The 24,318-nt window shown below is 61.7% G+C and carries 24 protein-coding genes and 1 pseudogene; 16 read left to right on the top strand and 9 right to left on the bottom strand.

The features are described from left to right. On the top strand, positions 1 to 98 hold a 98-nt coding region (locus tag ACEK02_RS24885), incomplete at its 5' end, for a hypothetical protein (RefSeq protein WP_371424171.1). A 24-nt stretch (positions 99 to 122) separates the two neighbouring features. Here ACEK02_RS24885 and ACEK02_RS24880 read toward each other — a convergent pair. Then, positions 123 to 1,031 carry an Mbeg1-like protein gene (locus ACEK02_RS24880; RefSeq protein WP_371424166.1) on the bottom strand — a complete coding sequence of 303 codons (909 nt, stop codon included), beginning with the start codon at positions 1,029 to 1,031 and terminating at the stop codon, positions 123 to 125. A gap of 214 nt (positions 1,032 to 1,245) precedes the next feature. On the opposite strand from ACEK02_RS24880, the gene ACEK02_RS24875 reads away from it, so the two are divergent. Then, the gene (locus tag ACEK02_RS24875) at positions 1,246 to 2,466 is read left to right on the top strand and encodes an ABC transporter substrate-binding protein (protein WP_371424165.1); all 1,221 of its coding nucleotides are present in this window, start codon (positions 1,246 to 1,248) and stop codon (positions 2,464 to 2,466) included. Positions 2,467 to 2,631: 165 nt separating this feature from the next. Here ACEK02_RS24875 and ACEK02_RS24870 read toward each other — a convergent pair whose 3' ends face one another. Beyond that, entirely contained in the window at positions 2,632 to 3,693 is a 1,062-nt protein-coding gene (locus ACEK02_RS24870) for a class I SAM-dependent methyltransferase (protein WP_371424164.1), read from the bottom strand. Between the two features lie 205 nt (positions 3,694 to 3,898). Then, positions 3,899 to 4,879, bottom strand: coding sequence for a LysR substrate-binding domain-containing protein (locus ACEK02_RS24865; RefSeq protein WP_371424163.1), 981 nt, complete (start codon positions 4,877 to 4,879; stop codon positions 3,899 to 3,901). Between the two features lie 176 nt (positions 4,880 to 5,055). Here ACEK02_RS24865 and ACEK02_RS24860 point away from each other — a divergent pair, with 176 nt between their 5' ends. Together ACEK02_RS24860 and ACEK02_RS24855 are read left to right on the top strand one after the other, a co-directional pair. Continuing rightward, on the top strand, positions 5,056 to 6,279 hold the full coding sequence (locus ACEK02_RS24860; protein WP_371424162.1) for an FAD-dependent oxidoreductase: 1,224 nt from the start codon (positions 5,056 to 5,058) through the stop codon (positions 6,277 to 6,279). 154 nt (positions 6,280 to 6,433) lie between these two features. Continuing rightward, positions 6,434 to 7,411 (top strand): Bug family tripartite tricarboxylate transporter substrate binding protein, encoded by a 978-nt coding sequence (locus ACEK02_RS24855; RefSeq protein ID WP_371424161.1) that lies wholly within the window; start codon positions 6,434 to 6,436, stop codon positions 7,409 to 7,411. Positions 7,412 to 7,519: 108 nt separating this feature from the next. Here ACEK02_RS24855 and ACEK02_RS24850 read toward each other — a convergent pair whose 3' ends face one another. Genes ACEK02_RS24850 through ACEK02_RS24835 form a run of 4 tightly spaced genes read right to left on the bottom strand, consistent with a single transcriptional unit; the run spans position 7,520 to position 10,603 of the window. Then, positions 7,520 to 8,740, bottom strand: a complete 1,221-nt coding sequence (locus ACEK02_RS24850) for an MFS transporter (protein WP_371424160.1) — start codon at positions 8,738 to 8,740, stop codon at positions 7,520 to 7,522. Between the two features lies 1 nt (position 8,741). Then, a complete protein-coding gene (gene arsB / locus ACEK02_RS24845; RefSeq protein WP_371424170.1) occupies positions 8,742 to 9,773 on the bottom strand; it encodes an ACR3 family arsenite efflux transporter in 1,032 nt (343 codons plus the stop codon). Between the two features lie 31 nt (positions 9,774 to 9,804). Continuing rightward, positions 9,805 to 10,257 (bottom strand): arsenate reductase (glutaredoxin), encoded by a 453-nt coding sequence (gene arsC, locus ACEK02_RS24840; RefSeq protein WP_371424159.1) that lies wholly within the window; start codon positions 10,255 to 10,257, stop codon positions 9,805 to 9,807. Continuing rightward, positions 10,250 to 10,603 (bottom strand): ArsR/SmtB family transcription factor, encoded by a 354-nt coding sequence (locus ACEK02_RS24835; RefSeq protein WP_371424158.1) that lies wholly within the window; start codon positions 10,601 to 10,603, stop codon positions 10,250 to 10,252. The genes arsC and ACEK02_RS24835 overlap by 8 nt, the downstream gene beginning before the upstream one ends. Positions 10,604 to 10,645: 42 nt before the next feature. Between ACEK02_RS24835 and ACEK02_RS24830 the strand changes: the two genes are divergently transcribed. From ACEK02_RS24830 to ACEK02_RS24820, 3 genes are all read left to right on the top strand, one after another. Further along, entirely contained in the window at positions 10,646 to 11,185 is a 540-nt protein-coding gene (locus ACEK02_RS24830; protein ID WP_371424157.1) for a DUF6428 family protein, read from the top strand. A 507-nt stretch (positions 11,186 to 11,692) separates the two neighbouring features. Next, positions 11,693 to 11,875, top strand: a complete 183-nt coding sequence (locus tag ACEK02_RS24825; protein ID WP_371424156.1) for a YegP family protein — start codon at positions 11,693 to 11,695, stop codon at positions 11,873 to 11,875. A gap of 90 nt (positions 11,876 to 11,965) precedes the next feature. Further along, the gene (locus ACEK02_RS24820; RefSeq protein ID WP_371424155.1) at positions 11,966 to 12,433 is read left to right on the top strand and encodes a DUF1801 domain-containing protein; all 468 of its coding nucleotides are present in this window, start codon (positions 11,966 to 11,968) and stop codon (positions 12,431 to 12,433) included. 14 nt (positions 12,434 to 12,447) lie between these two features. Here the strand turns inward: ACEK02_RS24820 and ACEK02_RS24815 are convergent, their stop codons facing one another. Continuing rightward, positions 12,448 to 14,682 carry a putative bifunctional diguanylate cyclase/phosphodiesterase gene (locus tag ACEK02_RS24815; RefSeq protein ID WP_371424154.1) on the bottom strand — a complete coding sequence of 745 codons (2,235 nt, stop codon included), beginning with the start codon at positions 14,680 to 14,682 and terminating at the stop codon, positions 12,448 to 12,450. Positions 14,683 to 15,059: 377 nt separating this feature from the next. Here ACEK02_RS24815 and mepA point away from each other — a divergent pair, with 377 nt between their 5' ends. The 6 genes and pseudogenes from mepA (at position 15,060) to modC (ending at position 19,189) form a co-directional block, all read left to right on the top strand. Next, positions 15,060 to 15,995 (top strand): penicillin-insensitive murein endopeptidase, encoded by a 936-nt coding sequence (gene mepA / locus ACEK02_RS24810; RefSeq protein WP_371424169.1) that lies wholly within the window; start codon positions 15,060 to 15,062, stop codon positions 15,993 to 15,995. 150 nt (positions 15,996 to 16,145) lie between these two features. Beyond that, positions 16,146 to 16,354, top strand: a pseudogene (locus ACEK02_RS24805) (molybdopterin-binding protein). A 2-nt stretch (positions 16,355 to 16,356) separates the two neighbouring features. Beyond that, a complete protein-coding gene (locus ACEK02_RS24800; RefSeq protein WP_371424153.1) occupies positions 16,357 to 16,854 on the top strand; it encodes a hypothetical protein in 498 nt (165 codons plus the stop codon). A gap of 167 nt (positions 16,855 to 17,021) precedes the next feature. Then, positions 17,022 to 17,807 carry a molybdate ABC transporter substrate-binding protein gene (gene modA, locus ACEK02_RS24795; protein ID WP_371424152.1) on the top strand — a complete coding sequence of 262 codons (786 nt, stop codon included), beginning with the start codon at positions 17,022 to 17,024 and terminating at the stop codon, positions 17,805 to 17,807. Between the two features lie 3 nt (positions 17,808 to 17,810). Beyond that, entirely contained in the window at positions 17,811 to 18,506 is a 696-nt protein-coding gene (modB, locus tag ACEK02_RS24790; protein ID WP_371424151.1) for a molybdate ABC transporter permease subunit, read from the top strand. 2 nt (positions 18,507 to 18,508) lie between these two features. Next, entirely contained in the window at positions 18,509 to 19,189 is a 681-nt protein-coding gene (modC, locus tag ACEK02_RS24785; RefSeq protein ID WP_371424150.1) for a molybdenum ABC transporter ATP-binding protein, read from the top strand. A gap of 5 nt (positions 19,190 to 19,194) precedes the next feature. Here modC and ACEK02_RS24780 read toward each other — a convergent pair whose 3' ends face one another. Then, the gene (locus ACEK02_RS24780; protein WP_371424149.1) at positions 19,195 to 20,991 is read right to left on the bottom strand and encodes a potassium/proton antiporter; all 1,797 of its coding nucleotides are present in this window, start codon (positions 20,989 to 20,991) and stop codon (positions 19,195 to 19,197) included. Positions 20,992 to 21,229: 238 nt separating this feature from the next. On the opposite strand from ACEK02_RS24780, the gene ACEK02_RS24775 reads away from it, so the two are divergent. The 3 genes from ACEK02_RS24775 to map all read left to right on the top strand — a co-directional run bounded on the left by ACEK02_RS24775 (position 21,230) and on the right by map (position 24,234). Beyond that, the gene (locus tag ACEK02_RS24775; protein ID WP_371424148.1) at positions 21,230 to 22,552 is read left to right on the top strand and encodes a mechanosensitive ion channel family protein; all 1,323 of its coding nucleotides are present in this window, start codon (positions 21,230 to 21,232) and stop codon (positions 22,550 to 22,552) included. 6 nt (positions 22,553 to 22,558) lie between these two features. After that, on the top strand, positions 22,559 to 23,272 hold the full coding sequence (gene sfsA / locus ACEK02_RS24770) for a DNA/RNA nuclease SfsA (protein ID WP_371424147.1): 714 nt from the start codon (positions 22,559 to 22,561) through the stop codon (positions 23,270 to 23,272). Between the two features lie 134 nt (positions 23,273 to 23,406). Next, complete coding sequence (map, locus tag ACEK02_RS24765; protein WP_371424146.1) at positions 23,407 to 24,234, top strand: type I methionyl aminopeptidase; 828 nt, start codon at positions 23,407 to 23,409, stop codon at positions 24,232 to 24,234. Positions 24,235 to 24,318 lie beyond the last annotated feature (84 nt).

The raw sequence follows: 24,318 nt of genomic DNA, 5'->3' as shown, positions 1-24,318 counted from the left end.
TGGAGAAGCAGAAGGAAGGCAAGAAGAAGATGCGGCAGTTCGGCAAGGTCGACATTCCGCAGGAAGCGTTCATTGCCGCGCTGAAGGTGGATAGCTGAGGATCAGCTATCCTGCCGCTCGGCTCATTTAGAGATCTTGGGATCAGATGTCGATTCGCGTCGATCCTGCGTTTGTTTGAGATTTTCTTTGGCCCAGGCGGCCAGCTTGCCGACATAAACAGACATGCTGTGATCGGCAATATTGGAGAATGTCCCGCGACTAATCAGGGCCCCCAGTCCCAAAAGCGTTCGCCAGGTCTTCTGTAGAATGTTCGGCGAACGCCGCACCGGCGACGTTCCGGATTTTCCGAAATACCTGGTATCACCGACATGGCGATAACCGAGGATCGCAGGCGGAATGGCTGGCACCAGATCGACCCCGTTGGTGATCCGGTACAACGGCGCTTTCACATAGAGATCGAACGAACTGTCGCCCGCGCGGGGGCACCCGAACGTATAGCAAGCTGCAATACAATCCCGCACTGTTGCGTCTTCGTCATTGGCGAGTTCGGCCGTTGCCATAAGCGCAAGGGCGCCGCCTAGCGAGTGGCCGGTGATATAGATCGGCCTCGGCTTTTCCTTCAGCGCCTGCCTGATGAAGTCAAACATGACGTCACGGATCGGCCAGTAGGCCTGAAAGAATCCGGTGTGAACGCGCGTGCCACCTTGCAGGGCGACAAATCTCGCATTGACGTTCGTCATCCAGTCAAGCGTGTCTTCCGTTCCGCGAAACACGATGACAATGATGTCGCTTCCATCGACGACATAACCTGCAGTGCCGACATCGCGGTCGATGAGTCCCTTGCAGGCCGTAAAACCTTGCTTGCATAACTCGTCGTTGAAGCTGCGAAACGCGGCATCATCCACATCGAACGATGTGTAGGCGCGATAAGCCAGTTTCGCCATCAGGAGGGCCGTGCGATCCGAATAGGCGGCACGAAATGTCGGGATGTTTTTGAGATCGTCTGGCTCGAAAGATCCGATATCGACCATATGCGCCCCCAATCGACAGTCCTTAAAACCTACTCCAACCGCAGAATTTTGCTACTTATGATTGCAATTTCTGCAGCGCAGACATGTGGCGGCGCACCGCGGCAAACCGCGGCGGCTATTCGCCCACTACAAATCCTTGCCTCCCCGACCTTCGCCCCTCATGGTGCCTCCACGACGCCGAAAACGGCGCGTATGAAAATTTGGGGAGGATTGAATGATCGCGCACCGCACGGTTGCGGCTACGACGTTTGCTGTTTCGCTGCTTTTTGGCGCTTCCGCACTGGCCCAACAGGCCAACACGCTTCCGCTCAAGATCGGCGTGCTCGCCGACTTCGCCTCGGTCTATGCCGACATCGGCGGCCAGGGCAATGTCGAAGCGGCCAAGATCGCCATCGAGGAATTCGGCGGCAAGATGTTCGACAAGCCGATCGAGATGGTCACCGCCGACGCGCTGAACAAGGCCGACGTCGCCGCAACTATTTCGCGCAAATGGTATGAAGCCGAGAATGTCGACATGATCATCGACATGCCGACATCCGCCACCGCGCTGGCCGGCATGGAGATGTCGAAGCAGTTCGAGAAGATCATGATCGTCACCGACGCTGCCTCGTCGGACATCACCGGCAAGTCCTGCTCGCCCTATACCGCGCACTGGACCTATGACACCTATGGCAACGCCCACACGGTCGGCAGTGCTATCGTCAAACAGGGCGGCGACTCCTGGTATTTCATCACGGCGGACTATCTGTTCGGCCATTCCATCGAACGCGACACCGGCGACGTGGTACGCGCTGCGGGCGGCAAGGTGGTCGGCAGCGCCAAGCACCCGCTCAACACGGCGGACTTCTCGTCCTTCCTGCTGCAGGCACAATCGTCCAAGGCCAAGATCATCGGCATGGCCAATGGCGGCGGCGACACCATCAACACCATCAAGCAGGCGTCCGAGTTCGGCATCGTCGTCGGCGGCCAGAAGCTGGCGGGCATCGTGATGTTCATCTCCGACATCCACTCGCTCGGCCTGAAGATGGCGCAGGGCCTGATCATTACCGAGGCCTATTACTGGGATCTCAACGATCGCACCCGGGCTTTCGGCAAGAAATTCTTCGACAGGATGAAGCGGATGCCGACCATGAACCAGGCGGCGACCTACAGCGCCACGCTGCATTATCTCAAATCCGTGCAGGCGGCAGGCACCCGCGCCACCAAGCCGGTGCTGGCGAAGATGCGCGAAATGCCGGTGCGCGATGCCTTCACGGACAACGGCTATCTCCGCGAGGACGGCCGTATGGTGCACAGCATGTTCCTGCTCGAAGTGAAGAAGCCGGAGGAATCCAAGGCGCCGTGGGATTATTACAAGGTGCTGGCGGAAGTCCCCGGCGATCAGGTATTCCGGCCGATGAAGGACGGCAACTGCCCGTATGTGAAGAAAGACTGAGTTCTAACGCTCGGCCTTGCCTCACATAGGCTGGATCGCCCGGCTTGACCGGGCGATCCAGCAGACGGCGCGCCCATCATGATCCGCGCGTCAGCATTGACTGGATCGCCCGCTTTCGCCGCCGGTGACAGCTCTTGAGCTGATCCACACCGTTGATTTGATCGATCAGGAACGCACTTCGAAGATCATATTGAAGGGCGTCTCAGTCGCGCGGCGGAAGTGCCTGAAACCTGCTTCAGTCGCCACCTGACGCAATTTGCTTTCACCTGCCTGGGCACCGAGCCCCAAGCCCACCTCCTGAGAGAGCGACGCAGGCGTACAAATGAATGTCGAGGCGTGATAGAAAACGGACCCAACCGGGTTGAGATTGTCCTTGAGATTGTCATGAGCAAATGGCTCGACGATCATCCACGCCCCGTCCTTGGCCAGTGTTTCCTTGACATGCTTGCCCGCCCCAACGGGGTCGCCCATATCATGCAAGCAATCGAAGAAAGCGACCAGATCGTAGTTTTTTGCCGGAAAGTCCTTGGCACTGGCCTGCGCGAATTCGATTCGGTCTCCGACCCCCGCTTCCTGCGCCAGGACCTTCGCGCGATCGATCGAAGGTTTGTGGTAATCAAACCCGAAGAACTCTGATTTGGGGTACGCCTGCGCCATCACGATGGTAGAGGCCCCGTGGCCGCATCCGACATCGGCCACCCTGGCGCCAGCTTTCAGTTTAGCTTCGACACCTTCGAGCGTCGGAATCCAGTTCGAAACCAGATTGGCGTTATAGCCCGGCCTGAAGAAGCGTTCAGTGCCCGAGAAAAGACACTTCGAATGCTCGTGCCAGCCAACCCCTTTCCCTGTTCGAAATGCGTCGGCGACCTTGGGTTCGTCGAGATAGGTGGACTGTACGACATCGAATGCACCGGCGAAGAAAGCCGGCGACCCCTCCTCGGCGAATGCCATCGCTTGTTCGGCCGAGAGCGAGAACGCGTTTTTCTCAGGATGATAATCGATGTAACCAGAGGCGGCTTGGCCGGAGAGCCACTCGCGGACATAACGCTCATGCAGGCCCGTCTTCTTGGCAAGCTCCGAAGGCGTGAAGATATCTCCATCTGCCATTGCCTTGTAGAGGCCGAGACGATCGCCGAGCAGTATACTGGCACCGCCAAGTGAAATGCCGAGGTCGTTGACCAGCTTTCCTACGAGTGCGTTCAGCTTTTCAGGATTTGGTTCACGCATTGCATCCTCCACTTTGTGAAGAACAGCCCTCGCTCTAATTAAGCACGACTAGCGAATTACAAGTGGGAAGGGGCACATTTCGACCAGCCGGCGAACCCCGCGCGCAGCCGATCCAGACATCAAAACGGCCTACCACCACGCAAAGCCGACATTGGCGGCAGTGCCGGCTAATCCTCGCTTGAATCAGCCTTGACGCCCGCAATCATCATCCTTTGCCGTCTTCGGTTGTTGCGCTGCGTCGGTCCCTGGAGCGCTGCATCTCTTTTGGCAAGGCTCCCGGCGAGGAGTCAGGATGCGCCGACGCTTGGGCTTGCGACAGCAACCATGCACGGAATGCCTGCAGCAAAGGATTCTCGGCTTTCTCCTCCGGGCAGGCGAAATAATACGAGCCGACGCTTTTCAGGGTCAGGCTCGACAGCACCCGCAGCTTGCCGGATCTCAACTGGTCGGAAATCAGGAATTCGGGAAGCAGGGCGACGCCGAGACCGGAGCTCGCCGCACTGATCAGCGTGGACTGGATATCGAAGCGCGGCCCGCGGATCACATTCGTGCCGCCAAGCTCCGCGGCATCGAACCAGCGACGCCATGCATCGGGTCGCGTGACCAGATGCAGAAGCCGCAATTCGGCAACCTCGCCCGGCGGCAATTCGCCGCGCCTGCCGATCAGCGCCGGCGATCCGACGGGTAGAAGAATTTCGTCGAACAGGTGGTCGGCCTGCGTGCCGGGCCAGTCCGGCTCGCCGAAATACAACGCACCATCGAGTGCGGTCTCGCTGAAGAAGAAGCGCGTGTTGCGTGCGCTCACATTGACGGCGACGCCGGGATGGCGCGCATAGAAGTCCGGCAGGCGCGGAATGAGCCACTGGGCACCGACGGTGGGCAGCGCCGCGACATCGAGCACCATGCCGTCGGCCTCGTAGCCCATGATTTCAAGGGCATCGCGCTCGATCCGCTCGATCGTCTGCGCCACGCGGGTGCTGTAGGCCGCCCCTGCACGCGTCAACGTGATCCGCTTCTTGATGCGATGAAAGAGTTTCACGCCGAGCTGCGTCTCCAGCTGTGCAATCTGGCGCGACACCGCGCTTTCGGTCAGCGCGAGTTCGCTGGCGGCACGGGTGACGCTGAGGTGCTTGGCGGCCGCGCTGAATGCCATCAGCGCGCCGAGGCTGGGTATTCTGCGGCGCATAGCTCATTCCAAAAACGCAAGATGTCCGCAGATTAAATTGTTTGCACGCCTAAGCACAAGGCAACAATCTGCCGGCCGATGATAAAAGTCATGACGGCAACGACGACTGGCCGTTTCCGAGCGGTCGTCGACGAGAGCCGAGGCGTTCGGGAAATCCCGCAAGAGGTCTTGATACAATGAGTAACGCGAAGCTTCCCGTCATCATCGCCGGTGCGGGGCCGGTCGGCATGGTGGCAGCCGCAGATCTGGTGCGTCAGAACATTCCGGTTCTGGTGCTGGAGAAGAGCGATACCTTGGGCACCGAGTCGCGTGCATCGACGTTCCATCCGCCGACGCTGGACATGCTCGACGATCTCGGTTTCGCCAGCGCGCTGATCGCGCAGGGACTGAAGGCGCCGACGGTCCAGTACAGTTCGTCCGAGGACGGACTGCTCGGCACCTTCGATTTCGCGGCGATTTCCGATCTGGTGCGGCATCCTTTCCGTCTGCAGGCCGAACAGTTCAAGCTCACCCGTATCATTCTGGATGCCTTGGCCGACAATCCGCTGTTCTCGATCGCATTCGGCAGCGAGGTCAAATCCGTTGAGCAGACCAGCGATACTGTGAAGGTGGTCGTCACGACCAACGGCCACGACGCGACGCATGAATGCGCCTGGCTAATCGGCGCCGATGGCGCGAACAGCATCGTTCGCCGCAGCCAGAACATGGAATTCGAGGGCTTCACCTGGCCCGAGCGCTTCCTCGTGATGACGACACCGGTCGATTTCACGGCGCTTCGGCCGGGCGTTTCGTCGGTCAGCTATGTCGCCGATCCCGAACGCTGGTACTTCCTCCTGCGTATCCTCGGCGCATGGCGCGTGATGATGCCGGTGGCCGCCGAAACATCCGATGAGGAAGCGCTGTCCGAAGCCTATGTGACGGCGTCGATCCGGCGGATCGTTCCCGCAGAGCTGGACGCCCCCATTCTCCACACGACGCTCTATCGTGTGCATCAGCGTGTCGCCGCGAATTTCCAGAAAGGCCGCACGTTCCTGGCCGGCGACGCGGCCCACATCAACAATCCGCTCGGCGGCATGGGTATGAATGGCGGCATTCACGATGCATTGAACCTGACGGCGAAGCTGGGTCCGGTCATCAACGGTACGGCCGATGAACGCATTCTCGCCGATTACGATCTGCAGCGCCGCACGGTCACCATGCAAGCCATTCAGGGCGACACCATTCGCAACAAGAAAAATCTGGAAGCGAAAGACGAAGCCGATCGCGCGCGTTTCCGCGACGACATTCGCGCAGCAGCCACCGATCCGGAAAAGGGACGAGCACTTTTGCGACGGATCGCGATGCTGGACTCGCTCGAGCGGGCTAGCTCGCTGCATGTCGCCGAGCTCAGCCCGGGGTGATCAGCAACTCTCTCTGAGACGATGTCGACGGCAACCGGTCACTCGGCTGGACAAGAACCGCGGCAGTGGAAGCGCCAGTAAGCCTGGAGGAGCCAACACCATGGTTCCCAAGATGTCATGCAGGAGTTTCAGAATGCCAAGCAAGGATTTACGGATGAAGTGGACGACGTTTCTTTTGGCGGCGCTGGTAGCGCCTGTCGCCTTGGGCATACACGGCGCAGCAGCGGCCGGCTTTCCGGAAAAAATGATCACGATCGTGGTCCCTTACCCGGCTGGAAGCACGGCGGACGCGATTCCACGACTGGTGGCTCCGCTGATGTCGAAGTCGCTCGGCGTCACCGTGATCATCGAGAACCGCGGCGGCGCCAACGGCTCGATCGGGGCGGCTCGCGTCGCCGCTTCGCCGGCGGATGGCTATACGATTCTGCTCGCGACGACAGGCATGATGGCGATCAATCCGTGGATCTATGAAAAGCCCGCCTATAATTCTGACAAGGATTTCACACCGATCACCAATGGCGCTTCGACACCAAACATCCTCGTCGTCAATCCGTCGGTCAAGGCAAGCTCGCTGAAGGAATTGGTGGCGCTGGCCAAAGCCGAGCCGGGCAAGCTGACATTTGCTTCCGCCGGCAACGGCAGCACGAGCCACTTGTGCGGCGAGACGCTGAAGGTGCTCGAAGGCGTTGATGCCGTTCACATCCCGTATCAGGGCGCGGCTCCCGCACTTCAGGATGTGATCGGTGGTCAGGTATCCATGATGTGCGACAACCTGTCGAATACCGTCCAGCAGGTGCAAAGCGGGACGCTGAGGCCGATCGTGGTGACCGCATCGGAACCAAGCAAGCAGCTGCCCAATGTGCCGACGGCGCCGCAGGCAGGATCGCCCAACCTTCTGGCGGGCAACTGGTACGGCTTTGTCGCCCCATCGGCGACCCCGAAGGACGTCATCGAGAAGCTCAACAAGTCTATCGTGGAGGCGTTGCGCGATGCGTCAGTCTCCGCCCGTCTGGAAGGCCTTGGTTTGACGGTGATTGCAGATCAACCCGACGCGTTCGGAGCGACAATCGCAAAGGACTCCGCGCGGATGGAAAATATCGTGAAGCGCGCAAAGACGAAGATTTCCAACTAGGACATCTTCGTCGCGGCTGCGGAGCTTCGGCCTCTATCAGCTTGAGTCCTGAATCGAACCATCAGGACTTTAGCCTGCTCGATTGCCGCATGCTCATGACATGCAGCATCAATCAGACTGCAGCGGCCGCCCGGTTATTCGAACGGCCGCTGGTGGAGCGCCGGAAGGCACAGCCGGCTTCACCACAGGAGCCTTCAACCAAAAGAGCGCCAGGAACGAAAGCGACGTCAGCCCGCCTGTGAGCGCCAGCGCGACGCGCGGGCCACCCTGATCCAGTACCAGGCCGAACAGCAACGGCGCAGCGCCCTGCAGGATGCGCGCCGGAGTGGCCAGCCAGCCGGTTCTCATGCCGTATCCGACGGCGCCGAACATGGCCAGCGGAAGCGTTCCGCGCGCGATCGTGAACAGGCCATTGCCGGCGCCGTGCAGAAGGGCGAATGGCAGCGCGACTGGCGCTCCGAACAGGATCAGCAATCCGGCGCCGATGGGATGCAGACCCGCGGCAAGACGCGCAGATATCATCGCCGACGCATTTCTGAGCAGACCGAATTCCCCGATCCGGGCTGCGACTTGCGCAGGTCCCATCAGGGCCCCGGCCAGCACGGCCTGCGCCGGCGTGGCCCCCAACGCTTCCAGCAGGCGCGGCATGTGAGCGGCAAAGGCGGTGGTGACAAACCACGTCGCGCCGAATACGCCGGCCAGAACGATCATCGCCCATGGAATGCCTGATGTGGGGACGGCAGGCTCATCCAGAGGCGCATGCGGCGAGGCCTTCGGAACGAGAAAGCGGTTGAGCGGCAGACCGACGACGATATGCAACGCGGCCCATGCGAAGCAGGCGCCGCGCCAGCCGAAGGCATCGATCATCGCGGCACTGAGCGGCCAGCCGATGGTGCTCGCAAAACCCGCGAACAGGGTGATGCCGGTGATCGCACTGCGGGCCTGCCGCCCCCACAATCCCGCAACTGTCGCAAACGCAGCCTCGTACAGGCCGAAACCCATGCCGGCGCCGATGACCAGCCACGCCAGGGCCAGCGTGATCGGCCCCGTTGCGACCGCAAGCAAGGCCAGCCCCGCCGCAAACGTCAGATTGGTGGCGGCAAGTACATCCCGGCCGCCGCTGCGGTCGATCATGCGGCCGGCGAGCGGGCCGAGCAAACCCGACACCAGCAGCGCCACGGAGAACATGGCGAAGAACCACGTCCGGGACAGATGCAGATCGTCGCAAATGGGATCTGCGAACACGGCCGGAACGTAGTAGCTGGAAGCCCAAGCCAGTGTCTGCGTCGTACCGAGCGCGGATACGACTTGCCAACGAACGACGGTCACCTCAGTTCGCGGCTCCCCGCTCGTACCAGTCCCGAGACGCTTTCACGATGTGAACCACGGAGAGCATCACCGGCACCTCGATCAGAACGCCGACGACCGTTGCCAGTGCCGCGCCCGACTGAAAACCGAACAGTGCGATCGCCGCGGCCACGGCCAGCTCGAAGAAGTTCGATGCGCCGATCAGGGCGGAAGGGCCAGCCACACACCAGGCGACGCCGAGGCGGCGGTTGAGCCAGTAGGCGAGACCGGCATTGAAATAGACCTGGATCAGGATCGGGACGGCGAGCAGCGCAATGATCAGCGGCTGCCGGGTGATCTGCTCGCCCTGCAGGCCGAACAACAGCACCAAAGTTAGGAGGAGCGCGACCAGCGATACCGGACCGAGCAGCGACAGCGCCTGCGATAGCGCCGCCTCGCCTCCCCTTGCCAGCAATGCGCGCCGCCAGAGTTGCGCGATCGCCACAGGCACAATGATGTAGAGCAGGACGGACAACAGCAACGTGCCCCAAGGCACGATGATGGATGATAGTCCGAGCAGAAGGCCGACAATCGGCGCGAAGGCAACCACCATGATGGTGTCGTTGAGCGCGACCTGTCCAAGCGTGAAGTTCGGCTCGCCATCGACCAGATTCGACCAGACAAACACCATCGCCGTACAAGGCGCGGCGGCAAGCAGGATGAGACCAGCCGTATAGCTGTCGATCTGGTCCGCGGGCAGATACGGCCTGAACACATGGCCGATGAACAGCCAGGCGAGCAGCGCCATCGAGAACGGCTTCACCAGCCAGTTGATTCCGACGGTCGCGGCAATGCCGCGCCAGTGTGCGCCAACGTGACCGAGCGCTCCGAGGTCCACCTTGAGCAGCATGGGAATGATCATCAGCCAGACCAGGACAGCCACCGGCAGATTGACCTGTGCAATCTCCGCCGCGCCGAGCGCATGGAAAGCGGCCGACATCCATCGCCCCAGCAGAATGCCGACGACGATGCAGAGACCGACCCAGATCGTGAGATAGCGCTCGAACAAGCCCATCGCCGGAGTGGAAACCGGCCTGCCGATGACTTCACTGGTCATGACGTTGTCCTGCGATCCGCTGGCCGCTCGCATCCACGACCCGGTCGCCGTCCTCTTTCGAGAATGCTCCAAGCTGCGGAGTGGGCATAATGTCCAGAACCGCTTCGGATGGCCGGCAGAGTCTCACGCCCAGCGCGGAGACCACGATCGGGCGGTTCATCAGGATCGGATGGGCTTCGATGGCGTCGAGGAGTTGCGCGTCGGTCAGACTGGTGTCGGAGAGTCCCAGTTCGGCATAGGGCGTTCCCTTCTCACGCAGGACGTCGCGCACCGACATGCCGGCGCGCGCGAGCAATTGAACGAGCATGACCCTCGACGGCGGTGTCTTCAGATACTCGATGATGTGCGGCTCAATGCCGGCATTGCGGATCATCGCCAGCGTGTTGCGCGAGGTGCCGCAATCCGGGTTGTGGTAGATGATGACATCGACACTATCAGGCACGTGACAGCTCCTTGCCATCCGACGTGCATGCGGACGCCGTGGCTGGCATACAGATGTCCGGATGCCCCGCGCAGCAATCCCGCATCAGAAACTGGATAAGGCCCGACAGCGCGTCGTAATCGGCCGTGTAGACAATCGACCGGGCTTCGCGCTTGGCGCTGGCAAGGCCAGCCTGGGTTAGCTCCTTCAGATGGAAGGACACATTCGAGGCCGACACGCCCGCAGCCTCCGCGATTGCGCCGGCCGGCATCCCGGCGGGACCGGCCTGCACCAGCAGCCGCACGATGCGAAGCCGCGTCTCTTGGGACAGAGCTGCGAAAGCTGACAGGGCTTGACGTTCTTCCATATTTCAATAATCCTAAAAATATAGAACCATGGAGTAACATCGATGCTGGACCTTGCCAAGCCGGAAATTCCGCCTTCGCCACAGATCATCACGGACGACATCAGCATCGGGGCACTCCTCGCCGCCTGCGATGCGGCACCGGCGCGACCTCTGGTTTTCGCCTATGGCGGGAACAGCATTCGGCCCGGCTATCACGTCACCGAGGTCAAGACGGGAGCCTTTTCCGCCCTCGACTGCGGCGGCAATCCCGAAGCATGGTCGGAAATCTTCGTGCAGTTGTGGGACATTGTCGAAGGCGACCGGACGCATATGACCGCGGGAAAGTTCGCGGCCATCATCCGGAAAGTCTCCGACCATGTCGCTCTCGATGCCAATGCGCGACTGACCTTCGAAGTGAGCGATGGCGTCGCGCCGATGCAACTACACTGCGCGGATACACCACGCTTGGAGGGTGACAATCTCACGGTGGCGCTTGCTCCGCGTCCGGCGAGTTGCAAGCCGCGCGACCGCTGGCTGGAGGAGCAGAAGAAGGCCAGCGCGTGCTGCGCTCCGGTATCATCCAAAGACGCATGTTGTTCGTAGGCATCGTTAATTCGGACCCATCAACTGCATATCCGATCGTCCTTGCCGATTCAGTCATACTCCACGCCGATATTGACAATATTCCTTTGTTGGATTATGTGTTCATCTGTCGGTTCGGTTGGCAGCGCGATCATGACGCGCGGCGAACCTGACCGGCAGCGGCGGCCCGGCGTTCGGGCTGCGGCTGGTGGAGCGCCGGGAGGCGCAGCGTTCGCTCGGCGGGCTTCGTACCCTCGCCGATGTCGCAACGCGTGCGTCTCTCCCGCGGGACTCGCAATCCCGCAGGTGCTGACGTGCAGGCGGGCCCTCGCAAGGCCAGCCTCATGGGGTCTCGCAAACCCCTGGCGCCTCCCGGCGCTCCATGATCTCGCAAGCGCGGGACGGGAAACAGGGGCAGCCCGCGGCCCACTGCGCCGGGCGGCGGAGCCTTGACTCAATCACAACCCGGACGGACGATTTGCGGGCTCTCCAATTCAGGCGAGCGCGTCGCATCGGCAGGAGACATCCATGGCCTATAAATTCGAGATTTATAAGGACAAGGCGGGCGAATTCCGGTTTCGATTCAGGGCACCGAACGGCGAGGAAATGTTCGGCTCTCAAGGCTACAAAAAGAAGGGCTCGGCCACCAGCGCGATCGACTCCATCAAGGCGCATTCGCCTGGCGCCACGATCGAGGATCAGACGAAATAGCTTGACCATCACGCGCGCGACTGGACCCGGCTGCGCGCCGGGTTTTCCAGCTGTGAGGAACGACTTCGCGCCGGAATTTCAAAGAATGGGATGAAGCGCAGCGCGACCAGCCAGGCTGCTGAAAAACGGCGAATGGATTTCACCGATCCAGCAGTCGAAGCGGTCTTCAGTGCTTATCCGCGCGTGCTTAGGCCGAAGCTGATCGCGCTTCGCCGGCTGATCTTCGAGACCGCAGCGGCGACCGAAGGTGTCGGCAAACTTGAGGAAACCCTGAAATGGGGACAGCCGAGCTATCTCACCACGCAGACCGGAAGCGGCAGCACGATTCGAATTGACCAGCTGAAATCCACCGGCAATCGCTATGCCGTATTTTTCCATTGCCAGACCAATCTGGTCGAGACCTTCCGGGAGCTGTACCCGAAGGAGATGACCTATGACGGCAACAGAAGCATCACCTTCCGTTCAGACGCCGATATTCCCGAGCAAGCATTGCGCCACTGCATCGCGTTGGCGCTCACCTATCATCTGAACAAACGCAAATCCGCTCGGCCGGCGTGACTTGCCTCTGCAGATCACGCGACCTGCGCACGCACCGATAGTTCGGCATCAGGCGCGGCACATGCCTGAGCCCTCAGCAGCTCGACAATCTCGTCATTGGGCCGGGCACGGCTGAACAGGAAGCCCTGCCCTTCATGGCAGCCTTCGCTGCGCAGGCAGGCGAGTTCGGATTCGGTCTCGACGCCTTCGGCCGTGATGGTGACACCGAGGCCCATGCCGAGGCTGATGATCGAGCGGACAATCGCCTGCGCATCACGGTTGGAGCCGAGATCGCGCACGAAAGACTGATCGATCTTGATCTTGTCGAACGGAAAGCTTCTGAGATAGCTGAGCGACGAATAGCCGGTGCCGAAATCGTCCATCGAGATGCGCACGCCGAGCGCGCGCAGTGCATGCAGGGTTGCCAGCACCTGGTTGCTCTTTTCCAGCAACAGCGTCTCGGTGATCTCCAGTTCAAGCCGCCGCGGCGGCAGGCCCGAATGCTTCAGCGCGTCCATCACCACCGACAAGAGATTACCGACGCGGAACTGCAGCGGCGACAGATTAACCGCAACGCGGACTTCATCGGGCCAGCGCGCAGCCTCGTTGCAGGCGCGGCGCAGGATCTGCGTGCCGAGCGCATTGATCAGGCCCGTGTCTTCTGCGACGGGGATGAAATCCGCCGGCGAGATCATGCCGCGTTCCGCATGCGGCCAGCGCACCAGCGCCTCGCAGCCCGTGATGCGTCCGGTCTTGAGATCAATCAGCGGCTGATAGAATGGCCGCAATTGATCCTCCTGAATCGCGGCGCGCAGATCGATCTCGATCTTGCGGCGCGCCTGAGCGCGAGCATCCATGCCGGATTCGAAGAAGCTGAAGGTGCCGCGAGAATCGTTCTTGGCGCGCGACAGCGCCATGTCGGCGTTCTTGAGCAGCCGCTCGGATTCGTCGCCGTCGCTCGGCGCCATCGCAATGCCGATGCTGGCGCCGATGACCACCGAATGACCATCGAGCAGATAGGTCTCGCCGACGGCGTCGAGTAATCGGCGCGCGAGCAGCACCACATCCTCGGGACGATTGATGCCGGTCTGGATGATGGCGAATTCGTCGGAGTTCAGCCGCGCCAGCGCGTCTTCCTCGCGCAGCAACGAACGTAGCCGCCGCGCCACGCCGCGCAATAGCTTGTCGCCGATGCCGTGGCCGAGCGTGTCATTGACGCCCTTGAAATTGTCGAGACCGAGAAACAAAACGGCGACCTTCTCGCCGCTGCGCCGTGTATGTGCGAGAATCTCGTCGAGCCGCTGGCGCAGCAGGTTGCGGTTCGGCAGGCCGGTGAGGCCGTCGTGATGCGCCATGAAAGCGAGGCGCATCTCGGCGCGCTTGCGCTCCGTGATGTCCATCAGCGCCAGCATCACGGCCGGCTCCTCGTTATAGACGAGGTTGCGCGAATAGATTGCCAGATCGATCAGCGAGCCATCGGCCTTGACGTGTTTCCACGTTCGCGCAGCCTGCTCGTCATTGGCATGATCGCCAACCCAGGGCGGCTCGGCCTCGAAGGCCTGCAGCTGGCGGATGGTCAGTTTCTCGAATTCCGGGCGCGTATAGCCGTAATGTTCGATCGCGGAATCGTTGACGCTGAGGATGCGCTCATCGTCGAGCGCGCAGACGATCATCGGCACCGGATTGCTCTCGAACAGCAGGCGGAACGACGCCTCGCGCTGCTTCAGTTCGGTGATATCGACGCGCAGACCGACGACGCCGCCATCTTCAGTGAGCCGCTCTTCGATCAGGATCACGCGACCATCGGCCAGAACCTGCTCATGGCGCTCGCCGGGATGGAACAGCTTGGCGACGCGCTCCGCGATCCATTCGTCCTCGCGGCCGATGGCTTCCGGATAATCGCCGCGCTCGACGCCGACACGGATCGTGTCCTGCAACCGCGCGCCCGGCACGAACTGATCCGAGCTGCGGTTGTAGATTTCCGCGTATTTTTTATTCCAGAGGATGTAGCGCCCGTCGGGATCGAGAAACACAATGCCCTGCGGCAGGATATCGATCGCCTCGCGCAGGCGTTCATGGGACTTGCGGGCTTCCGCGATCGCTGCCTCGGCCTGGGCTCGCTGACGCACGATCTCGCGGATGGCACCGCTGACAAGACCCTTTTTCGGCGCCAGTTTCGGCGCAGCCGCCATTGCCCGACTCGACCGGGTGATCCGAGACGTCAGTCCGGCTTTCGCTTTCTTCTTCGCTTCGGGCCGGAACTTCGGCATCAATGATCCACTCGCAACGCGCGTGTGACAATCTGTGCAAGAAGTGTCTGAAAAAACGGTATCAATGCCCGCTCGGCAGCAACGATTACCGTTTGCGCTGCGCGCCTGTACACATCGGGTGCCTTCACAACAGGCAAAAGCTGTAGGCCCAAGGTTACCCACCTCTATCCGTCAGAGGGGCATGCGCGATCATCCCGCCAAGTGAGCGACGCAAGCGGCACGAAACGCTCATAAAATGACTAGACCGGCGGCAAGCACCGGGACGGCAACCCCAAACGCAAAAAAAAGCGCCAGCGTCGGATATGGTTACCGACGAGTTAAGAACATGTGTGCCGCAGGCCACTCACCTGATCGACAGCTTCAGTTATAGTTACGGCATGAGCCTTCGCCTGATTCTCAGCCTCATATCGCTGCCAGCCGTCGTCGTTTCAGCGCCGCTGGCGTTGGCGCAGACCAAAGGCAGCGTCGATCCGAAACCGCTGCCGCCACTGGCCAACCCGAACGACCCGAGCATCGGCGCCAAGGAATTGTTCGGCCGCAAGGTGCTGCCGACAAAATCGCCGGCGCACGTGATCGGCTTCTACGCCAAGGGCTGTATCGCAGGCGCCGAAGCGTTGCCGATCAACGGACCGACCTGGCAGGTGATGCGGCTGTCGCGCAATCGCAACTGGGCGCATCCGCAACTGGTGGAGCTGCTGGAGCGGCTATCGGTCAAGGCCAACAAGAATGCGGGCTGGCCCGGCATCCTGGTCGGTGACATGTCGCAGCCGCGCGGCGGGCCGATGATCACTGGCCATGCCAGTCATCAGGTCGGGCTCGATGCCGATATTTGGCTGACGCCGATGCCGAACCGCCAACTCTCGCGCAACGAGCGCGAGGAGATGTCGGCGGTGATGATGGTGCGGCGCGACCGGCTCGACATCGATCCGACCGCCTGGACGCCGACCCATCTGCCGGTGATCCGCGCTGCAGCGCTGGAGCCCAGCGTGGAGCGCATCTTCGTCAACGCCGCCATCAAGAAGGCGCTGTGCCGCGAGGCCAAGGGCGACCGCAGCTGGCTGTCGAAGGTGCGGCCGATGTACGGCCATGACTATCATTTCCATGTCCGCATCAAATGCCCGGTCGGCAGCACCGAATGCGAATCCCAGCCACCGCCGAACGAGAGCGAAGGCTGCAGCGCCGGTGATCTTGCTTACTGGTTCAGCGATGCCGTGCTGCACCCGAAGCCACCGCCGGTTCCGCCCAAGCCGAAGCCGCCGATGACCCTCGCCGAAATGCCGGCCGCCTGCAGGCAGGTCCTGACGGCACCGTGATCAGCCGATCGGCTATCGCGCCGTCGTAAATCCGGGTTAGAACACGCCATCGTTGTGCCGTAAGCGGACGATCGAAACGGGAGTATCTCCCGAACTCCTTCCATAATTGGCGGCGGCTGTCAGCAGCCCGGCCCAATCGCGAGATCCAACATGCGCATCAGTGCACGCAACCAGATCAAGGGTACCGTCCTCGAAGTCACCAAGGCGCCACCACATCGCATGTCCGCGTTGATATCGGCGGCGGCCAGATCATGACTTCCTCGATTACCAACGAAGCCGTTGACGACCTGACGCTCAAGGCCGGCGGCAAATGCATCGTCGTGGTGAAGGCCTCCGACGTCATGATCGCGGTAGATTGATCATGCGTGCGCGTCTGATTGTCGCGCTCACGCTGCTCGGTTCGGTGCCTGCATGGGCTGCCGAGCCAAGTGGCTGTGACAAGTTCAAATGGCCGATCGACAAGGAACGCGCTGCACTGACGGCGCAGGATCGTCTCAAGATTGCCTCAGGCGCCGAACTCGCAATCCCTGCTGCAGCGACGCTTAGTTTGACGACGCCTGCCGAGGCCAAGCTGCCCTTGTCGCCGGAGCGAAAACCTAAAGACGGCACATTTGCAGGCTTTACGCGCTTCCAGAAAGCGCCCAAGGCCGGCGCCTATACGATCAGCCTTTCGGTCGGCGCCTGGGTCGATGTGGTGCAGGATGGCGAGATACTGAAGCCAATGGAGTTCAGCAGCGCGACCGACTGTGCCGGCATTCGCAAGACCATGAAATACGATCTTGCGGCAGGTCCCTTCGTGATTCAGGTCAGCGGCGTGACCGAAAACAGCATCAGCATGGCCGTGCTGCCATCCGAGTAGAGACTTGGGGTCTTTACCCCCTTGGCCAGCCTGATATTGTTCCCCAGCGATATCCTGGACGATCGTAAGTCCCCGGGATTGCCGGAATGGCGCTTCCGCCTGTCGCATGTCCCAACCAACGCCTGAGTTACGCGCGCTTTGCGCTGTGCTCACGCATGGAGCGCCCCATGAATCGATTTGCCGGACTTTTCGCTGCGTTCTCGATCCTCCTCGGATCGACCCTCACACCTGCCCAAGCGCAGGACAAAGCCCTGACGGTGTTCGCCGCGGCCTCGATGAAGAATGCCCTCGACGAACTCGATGCCGCTTACACCGCCAAGACCGGCGTCAAGATCACCGCCAGCTACGCCGCGAGCTCGGCGCTCGCCAAGCAGATCGAACAGGGCGCGCCGGCTGACGTCTTCGTGTCCGCCGACACCGACTGGATGGACTATGCCATCGGCAAGAAGAACATCAACGAGTCGACCCGTGTGAACCTGCTCGGCAACAGCATCGTGCTGATCGCCGCCAGGGACTCCAAGCTCGACAAGGTGACGATCGGTCAGGGCTTCGATCTCGCCAAGCTCGCCGGCGACGGCAAGATCGCCACCGGCGACGTGAAATCCGTTCCGGTCGGCAAATATGCCAAGGCCGCACTTGAGAAGCTTGGTAGCTGGACCGCGGCCGAGTCGAAATTCGCGATGGCCGAGAGCGTGCGCGCCGCGCTGACGCTGGTGTCGCGCGGCGAAGCCCCGCTCGGCATCGTCTATGCGACCGATGCCAAGATCGATCCGGGCGTAAAGGTCATCGGCACCTTCCCGTCGGACTCGCATCCGGCGATCATCTATCCGATCGCCGCGACAACGACCGCGAAGACTGAAGCCGCCGACTATCTGGCCTTTCTGAAGTCATCGGCCGCAAAGATGGTTCTTGAGAAGTACGGCTTCACATTCCTGATCAAGCCGACGTCCTGACACGTGTCCGACATTTCACCTCAGGAATGGACGGCGATCCTGCTTTCAATCAGGGTCGCCGTGATCGCGACATTGATCTCGACGCCGATCGGAATCGGGGTCGCGTGGCTGCTCGCGCGGCGTGACTTCTGGGGCAAGCCGATCATCGACGCCATAATCTATCTGCCACTGGTGCTGCCGCCCGTCGTCACCGGCTATCTGCTGCTGCTGCTGCTCGGCAAACGCGGCCTTCTCGGCGCCTGGCTCGCCGAACATCTCGGCATCGTCTTCGCCTTTCGCTGGACGGGTGCCGCGCTCGCATGCGGCGTGATGTCGTTCCCTCTGCTGGTGCGGCCGATCCGGCTCTCGATTGAAGCGGTTGACCGGCGGCTCGAACAGGCGTCGAGCACGCTCGGCGCATCGCCCTGGAAGGTATTTGCAACCGTGACGCTGCCGCTGGCGCTGCCCGGTGTTTTGGCCGGCATGGTGCTCGGCTTTGCCAAGGCCATCGGCGAATTCGGCGCCACGATTACTTTCGTCTCGAACATTCCCGGCGAGACCCAGACGATTTCCTCCGCGATCTATTCGCTGATCCAGACCCCCGATGGCGACGCAGCCGCCTCGCGTCTGGTGATGATCTCCATCGGCATCGCTGTGCTGGCGCTTATCGCCTCGGAATGGTTCGCGCGCCGCGCGACGCAACGGCTGCATGGACACTGATCGTGCTGCTCGTTGATGTCTTCAAACAACTCGGCGAATTTTCCGTCGACGTCGCTTTTACCAGCGAAGGCCGCGTGACAGGCCTGTTCGGCTCCTCGGGCGCGGGCAAGACCTCGCTGGTCAGCATGATCGCAGGCCTTGTACAGCCGGACCGCGGCATCATCACCGTGGACAACGCAGTGCTCTATGATGGCAGCGCGCGCATTCACGTCCCGCCGTATCGGCGTCGCATCGGCTATGTGTTTCAGGATGCGCGACTGTTTCCGCATCTGAGCGTCGCGCAGAACCTCGATTACGGACGCCGGATGAATCGGCTCACACGCGATCCCGCCGAGGAGACGCGCATCACCGAGATGCTGGATATCGGGCATCTGCTCGATCGCCGTCCCGGCGGCCTGTCAGGCGGCGAAGGCCAGCGTGTGGCGCTGGGGCGTGCACTGCTATCGCGACCGCGGCTGCTGTTGCTCGACGAACCGATGGGAGCGCTCGACGAGGAGCGCAAGGCCGAGATCCTGCCCTATCTCAAGCGACTGCGCGATGAAGGCGATGTGCCGATGGTCTTTGTCAGCCACGATGCCGACGAGATGCGCCAGCTTGCAACACATGTGGTGATGCTGAGGCGTGGCCGCGTCGCAGCTTTCGGCGGCACTGAGATCCTGCCGCGCATCATCCCCGCGGCCTGAGCCAATCAGGCGCCGGACAGCGCGGTCCAGCTTCGCTTCAGCTTGCTCTTGATGAATTGCGCCCGCGTCAACTTCGGCGGCGCAGGCTCCTCGTCTTCGGGCAGTCGCAGACCGACCACATTGACGCGTCCGCCACCAAGACTGCGCGCGACGAGATCGATGCTGTCTATCGGCAAGGCAGCACCGACTGTCGGCGCATGATCGAGATGGATGTCGAAATAATCAGCCAGCGTCAGTCCCGCCTGCTGCGGATCGACGGCAATGCCGTAGACCGCAGCAAGATCGCCAAGAGTCGTTTCACCCGGCACCACGAAGTCGCCGAGCAAATGCGGATCCGGTGCCGTGCTGGGTGGCATATCGACAAAGAAGCGATCCAGCGCCTCGGCCTTTTCCGGTGGCGCCAGCAGATAGACGTAGTCGCCCGCCTCGACCGGCGCAGCTTCGGCCGGCGTCAGGATGCGCTCATCGCGAATGACCAGCGTCGGCTTCGACCACGACGGAATGAGGTTGCGCTTCAGGTAGAGGCTCTTCGGACGCACGGCATAGCCGACCAGTTGCTGTTCGAGCTGACCTGGCAAATCGAGTTCGATACGGCGCGGCCCCCTGTCGGTGCGCGGCAGAGCGACATGGAGCTTCCGGGCAGCAAAAGCCAGCGTCCATCCCTGGAACAGCAGCGAGATGATCACGACCACGAACGCGACGTCGAAATACAGCGGCGCCTTGGGCAGACCGACCAGCATCGGAATCGAGGCGAGGAAGATCGCCACTGCGCCGCGCAGGCCGACCCACGACACGAATACCTTTTCGCGCCAGTTGAAGCGGAATGGCTGCAAACACAGGAACACGGCAACCGGACGCGCCACAAGCATCAGAGCCAGGGCAACGCCGACCGCCGGAAGGATGCTGCCCACCAGCCGTTCCGGCGACACCAGCAGGCCGAGCATGACGAACATCACGATCTGCGCCAGCCACGTCGCCGCGTCGAGGAACGTCACCACGGAATTGTGCGCCCGCGTCGGACGATTGCCGATGATAATGCCGGCGAGATAAACCGCCAGAAAGCCCGAGGCGTGAGCGATCTGAGCCAGCCCAAAGATCACCAAAGCCGCGGTACAGACGAAGGGCGCATGCAACCCCTGCGGCAGCGCCACGCGGTTCATGGCCAGGACCACAAGCCGCCCGCCGACAACACCGATCAGCGTGCCCAGCACGGCTTCCTGAACAAATTCCAATGCCACATGGCCGGCCGAGGCGTCGCCCAACGACAGCAGCTTGACCAGCGTCAGGGTCAGGAAGACGGCGAACGGATCGTTCGTTCCGGACTCGACTTCGAGCGTCGCACCAACCCTCGGCCGCAGGCGCAGGCCCTGCGCATGGACCAACAGGAAGACGGCTGCTGCGTCGGTGGAAGCCACAACAGCGCCGGTCAGCAGCGCCTGGGTCCAGTTCAGGTCGAGGGCGTATTTGGCGACTGGTGCCGTGATCAATGCTGTCAGCAACACGCCAATCGTGGCCAGCACCATCGACGGGGCCAGCACCGCGCGAATGGCCTGAAACCGTGTCTTCAACCCACCGTCGAACAGGATCAGCGCCAATGCAACCGAGCCGACCACATAGGTCGTACGGACATCGTCGAACCGCAGCCCACCAGGGCCCGCTTCGCCCGCCGCCATGCCGATAAACAGGAAGAACAGCAGCAAGGGCGCGCCAAAGCGAAGCGCAAGCAGGCTGGACAGGATGCCGGCCATGACCAGAACTGCGCCGAGAAGGATAGCAATGCTGACTGAGTCAAGTGACGCCATGAGGCTCCGAGGCCGGAAATACTTGCAAATCCATGCTTATCGTTGCCACTCCGAGACGCCAAACGTTTTCTGCGTGATATCTATTTGCAGGTATTTCTAGGGAATTACCACAAGGCAGGAGCCCCGCTCGATGGCGCCGACGTGGTGCTTGTGTGAATCTCTGCCCATCCGAATCAAATACGCCGTCCAGCGATGCTTCCGCACCACACGACACATTCACGAAGACGAGAGCTGCACGATGCTTGACCTGACCGACACCCACGAATTCGTGCTGGCAACCGCACGATCGTTCGGCGCCGAGGTAACCTCGCCGTGGTTCTATCTGCAGCTCGGACTGATGATGGCCGGCGGCGGCATTGCCTTCGCCATCGGGGCCGCAATCCGCTCGCGGGTCGATATGACATCGCTGGCAATGGGCTGGCCGGCGCCGCTGCGCATGTTCATGCGCATTCTCGTCGGCAGCGCGTCCACAGTGGTCTTTGCCATCCTGATGACTCTCGACCGTGTAATCATGCTGAGCGTGACCTGGCCGAGCCGAAGCTATCTGCTGTCGGTGGCGGCGAAGCTCGCGCTGGCCTGGCTGGTGATCCGGCTTGTCACCAGCGTGATCCGCAATGAATTCGTGGTCCGGCTGGTGTCGATCTCGGCCTGGCTGGTGGCGGCCCTCAGCATCATGGGCCAATTGCAACCGACCATCACCATGCTGGATGCCAACGGGATCGATCTCGGCGGGCTTCGGCTGACGCCACTGCTGCTGATCAAGCTCGGCGTGCTGCTCGCGGTGGCGCTGTGGCTGTCGAATATCGCCAGCAATTTCCTCGAAGGACGCATCAGGCAGTCCCACGACCTCACGCCCTCGATCCAGGTGCTGCTGATCAAGCTGGTACGGCTGCTTTTGATGGTGTTCGCGGTCGCGCTCGTCATGGGCGCGGTCGGCATCAACCTCTCGGCGCTCGCGGTGTTCTCCGGCGCGGTCGGTGTCGGTATCGGTTTCGGCCTGCAGAAGATCGTCGCTAATTTCATCAGCGGCGTGATCCTGCTCGCCGACAAATCGGTGAAGCCCGGCGATCTTGTCACCATCGGCGACAGTTCCGGCCGCATCAGCGCGATGAACACGCGCTACATCTCGGTTGCAGCGGGCGATGGTCGCGAAATTCTGATCCCGAACGAGGACCTCATTACCCAGAAAGTCGTGAACTGGACCTATACGGACAAGGACACGCTGGTGAAGGTTACTTTCGGCACCAATTACGATGCCGACCCGCGCGTGGTCTGCAAGCTGGCCATCGACGTCGCAAAGGCATCGCCACGTGCCAATGCGACCAAGACACCGAACTGCATCCTTACTGAGTTCGCCGAAGCCGGCATGAAATTCTCGCTGACCTTCTGGATCGACTCGCCCGATGGCATGGATGCCGTGAAGAGCGAGGTGATGCTGGGGCTGTGGGATGCCTTCAAGCGTGAAGGCATCCGCGTTCCCTATCCGGTTCGCGAGCTAAAGATCCGTGGCGGGGCATTGCCGGTCGAAACCATCGTCGAAGTCACATCCGGTCCGGAATAGGTCCCGATGAGGCTACAGGCCGATCTCGTCCCGGCGACGCTGCTGCGGCGCTACAAGCGCTTCCTTGCCGATGTCGAACTGGCCGATGGCAGCGTGATCACCGCCCATGTCGCCAATCCCGGTGCGATGCTCGGACTTCAGGCGCCCGGATCGCGCGTCTGGCTGTCGAAGTCGCCCAGCAAGACCCGCAAGCTGCCCTATTCATGGGAGCTGATCGAAGCCGATTTCGGCAATGGCCCCGAACTGGTCGGCGTCAATACGATGCACCCCAATGCCATCGTCGCCGAGGCATTGGCGGCGAGTGCGATCCCCGAACTCGCCGGCTACGATATCACCCGCCGCGAGGTGAAATATGGCGTGGCATCGCGGGTGGATTTCCTGCTGGAACACCCCTCACGGCCGCCCTGCTATGTCGAGGTCAAGAACGTCCACATGATGCGCCAGCCGGGATTGGCCGAATTCCCGGATTCCGTCACCGCGCGTGGCGCCCGGCATCTCGACGAACTGGCCGCCATGGTCGCCGCGGGCGCCCGAGCCGTGATGCTGTTCGTGGTCCAGATCGGCTCGTCGACAGGTCTTGCGCTGGCGCGGGATATCGACCCGGCCTACGGCCGCGCCTTCGACAAGGCCCGCACCACAGGCGTCGAAGCCATCGCTTATACCTGCCGGATCGACCGTGACGGCATCGTTCTGGCCGGGCGCGTGCCGATTCAGCCATGAACAAGGCCGGCACAGCGAGCCATGAGCCCCCAGCGGGCTGGCTGAGCGGCTTTGGCTTGCGCTGACCGCCCCAGCCATTAAATTGGGGCTTCAAATCATACATTCCCGTCGCCCCCTGCCTGGCAAGATCTCTTATGAGCTACGTCGAAGCCTCCGAAACCACCCAGCGCAAAACCGGCCAGATCAAGCTGCACGGTCCTGCTGCCTTTGCCGGCATGCGCAAGGCCGGCGCGCTGGTTTCGCTCTGCCTGGACGAACTGACCGATCTGGTGAAGCCGGGCATGCTGACCTCAGCGATCGACGATTTCGTCCGCGAATTCGCCTTCAGCCATGGCGCCTATCCGGCGACGCTGATGTATCGCGGCTATCGCTATTCGACCTGCACCTCGATCAATCACGTGGTCTGCCACGGCATGCCCGGTGATCGCGCGCTGAAGGAAGGCGACATCGTCAATGTCGATGTCACCTTTATCGTCGAGGGGTGGTATGGCGATTCCAGCCGCATGTATGGCGTCGGCGAACTCGCCCGCAAGGCGGAGCGTCTGGTCGAGGTGACCTATGAATCGATGATGCGCGGCATTGCCGTGGTGAAGCCCGGCAACACCACCGGCGACATCGGCCACGCGATCCAGAGTTTCGTCGAACCGCAGCAGATGAGCGTGGTCCGCGATTTCTGCGGCCACGGCCTTGGCCGCATGTTCCATGACGAGCCGAACATCATCCATGTCGGCCGCCCCGGCGAAGGCGTCACATTGCGCCCCGGCATGTTCTTCACCATCGAGCCGATGATCAACCTCGGCAAGCCGCATGTGAAGGTGCTGTCCGACGGCTGGACCGCCGTGACCCGCGACCGTTCGCTGTCGGCACAGTTCGAGCACACCGTCGGCGTAACGGCGACCGGCGTTGAGATTTTCACGCTCTCCAAGCGGCATAACGAACAGGCGCCGACGCCTGCCGCCTAAACTTTAAATCGCCACGCGACAGTGAACACTTTCTGGTTGCAAATGCAGCCGGGCGCGGCATGCTCGTGGATAATGTCCATGCGA

It is taken from the genome of Tardiphaga sp., assembly GCF_041424195.1.
In the GTDB taxonomy this organism is placed as follows: Bacteria; Pseudomonadota; Alphaproteobacteria; order Rhizobiales; family Xanthobacteraceae; genus Tardiphaga.
Note: the sequence above shows the minus strand (reverse complement) of the source record. Positions and strands in the feature narration are given on the sequence as shown.

What these genes read in the sequence shown, in the direction of transcription:
- ACEK02_RS24830 (WP_371424157.1), top strand. Translation starts at nt 10,646, where the DNA reads ATGCTGGACCTTGCCAAGCCGGAAATTCCGCCTTCGCCACAGATCATC.
- ACEK02_RS24780 (WP_371424149.1), bottom strand. Translation starts at nt 20,991, where the DNA reads ATGGCGTCACTTGACTCAGTCAGCATTGCTATCCTTCTCGGCGCAGTT.
- mepA (WP_371424169.1), top strand. Translation starts at nt 15,060, where the DNA reads ATGAGCCTTCGCCTGATTCTCAGCCTCATATCGCTGCCAGCCGTCGTC.
- ACEK02_RS24855 (WP_371424161.1), top strand. Translation starts at nt 6,434, where the DNA reads ATGAAGTGGACGACGTTTCTTTTGGCGGCGCTGGTAGCGCCTGTCGCC.
- ACEK02_RS24815 (WP_371424154.1), bottom strand. Translation starts at nt 14,682, where the DNA reads ATGCCGAAGTTCCGGCCCGAAGCGAAGAAGAAAGCGAAAGCCGGACTG.
- ACEK02_RS24880 (WP_371424166.1), bottom strand. Translation starts at nt 1,031, where the DNA reads ATGGTCGATATCGGATCTTTCGAGCCAGACGATCTCAAAAACATCCCG.
- arsB (WP_371424170.1), bottom strand. Translation starts at nt 9,773, where the DNA reads ATGGGCTTGTTCGAGCGCTATCTCACGATCTGGGTCGGTCTCTGCATC.
- ACEK02_RS24865 (WP_371424163.1), bottom strand. Translation starts at nt 4,879, where the DNA reads ATGCGCCGCAGAATACCCAGCCTCGGCGCGCTGATGGCATTCAGCGCG.
- ACEK02_RS24775 (WP_371424148.1), top strand. Translation starts at nt 21,230, where the DNA reads ATGCTTGACCTGACCGACACCCACGAATTCGTGCTGGCAACCGCACGA.
- ACEK02_RS24860 (WP_371424162.1), top strand. Translation starts at nt 5,056, where the DNA reads ATGAGTAACGCGAAGCTTCCCGTCATCATCGCCGGTGCGGGGCCGGTC.
- modA (WP_371424152.1), top strand. Translation starts at nt 17,022, where the DNA reads ATGAATCGATTTGCCGGACTTTTCGCTGCGTTCTCGATCCTCCTCGGA.
- ACEK02_RS24825 (WP_371424156.1), top strand. Translation starts at nt 11,693, where the DNA reads ATGGCCTATAAATTCGAGATTTATAAGGACAAGGCGGGCGAATTCCGG.
- ACEK02_RS24800 (WP_371424153.1), top strand. Translation starts at nt 16,357, where the DNA reads ATGCGTGCGCGTCTGATTGTCGCGCTCACGCTGCTCGGTTCGGTGCCT.
- ACEK02_RS24835 (WP_371424158.1), bottom strand. Translation starts at nt 10,603, where the DNA reads ATGGAAGAACGTCAAGCCCTGTCAGCTTTCGCAGCTCTGTCCCAAGAG.
- ACEK02_RS24870 (WP_371424164.1), bottom strand. Translation starts at nt 3,693, where the DNA reads ATGCGTGAACCAAATCCTGAAAAGCTGAACGCACTCGTAGGAAAGCTG.
- map (WP_371424146.1), top strand. Translation starts at nt 23,407, where the DNA reads ATGAGCTACGTCGAAGCCTCCGAAACCACCCAGCGCAAAACCGGCCAG.
- sfsA (WP_371424147.1), top strand. Translation starts at nt 22,559, where the DNA reads ATGAGGCTACAGGCCGATCTCGTCCCGGCGACGCTGCTGCGGCGCTAC.
- ACEK02_RS24875 (WP_371424165.1), top strand. Translation starts at nt 1,246, where the DNA reads ATGATCGCGCACCGCACGGTTGCGGCTACGACGTTTGCTGTTTCGCTG.
- ACEK02_RS24820 (WP_371424155.1), top strand. Translation starts at nt 11,966, where the DNA reads ATGAAGCGCAGCGCGACCAGCCAGGCTGCTGAAAAACGGCGAATGGAT.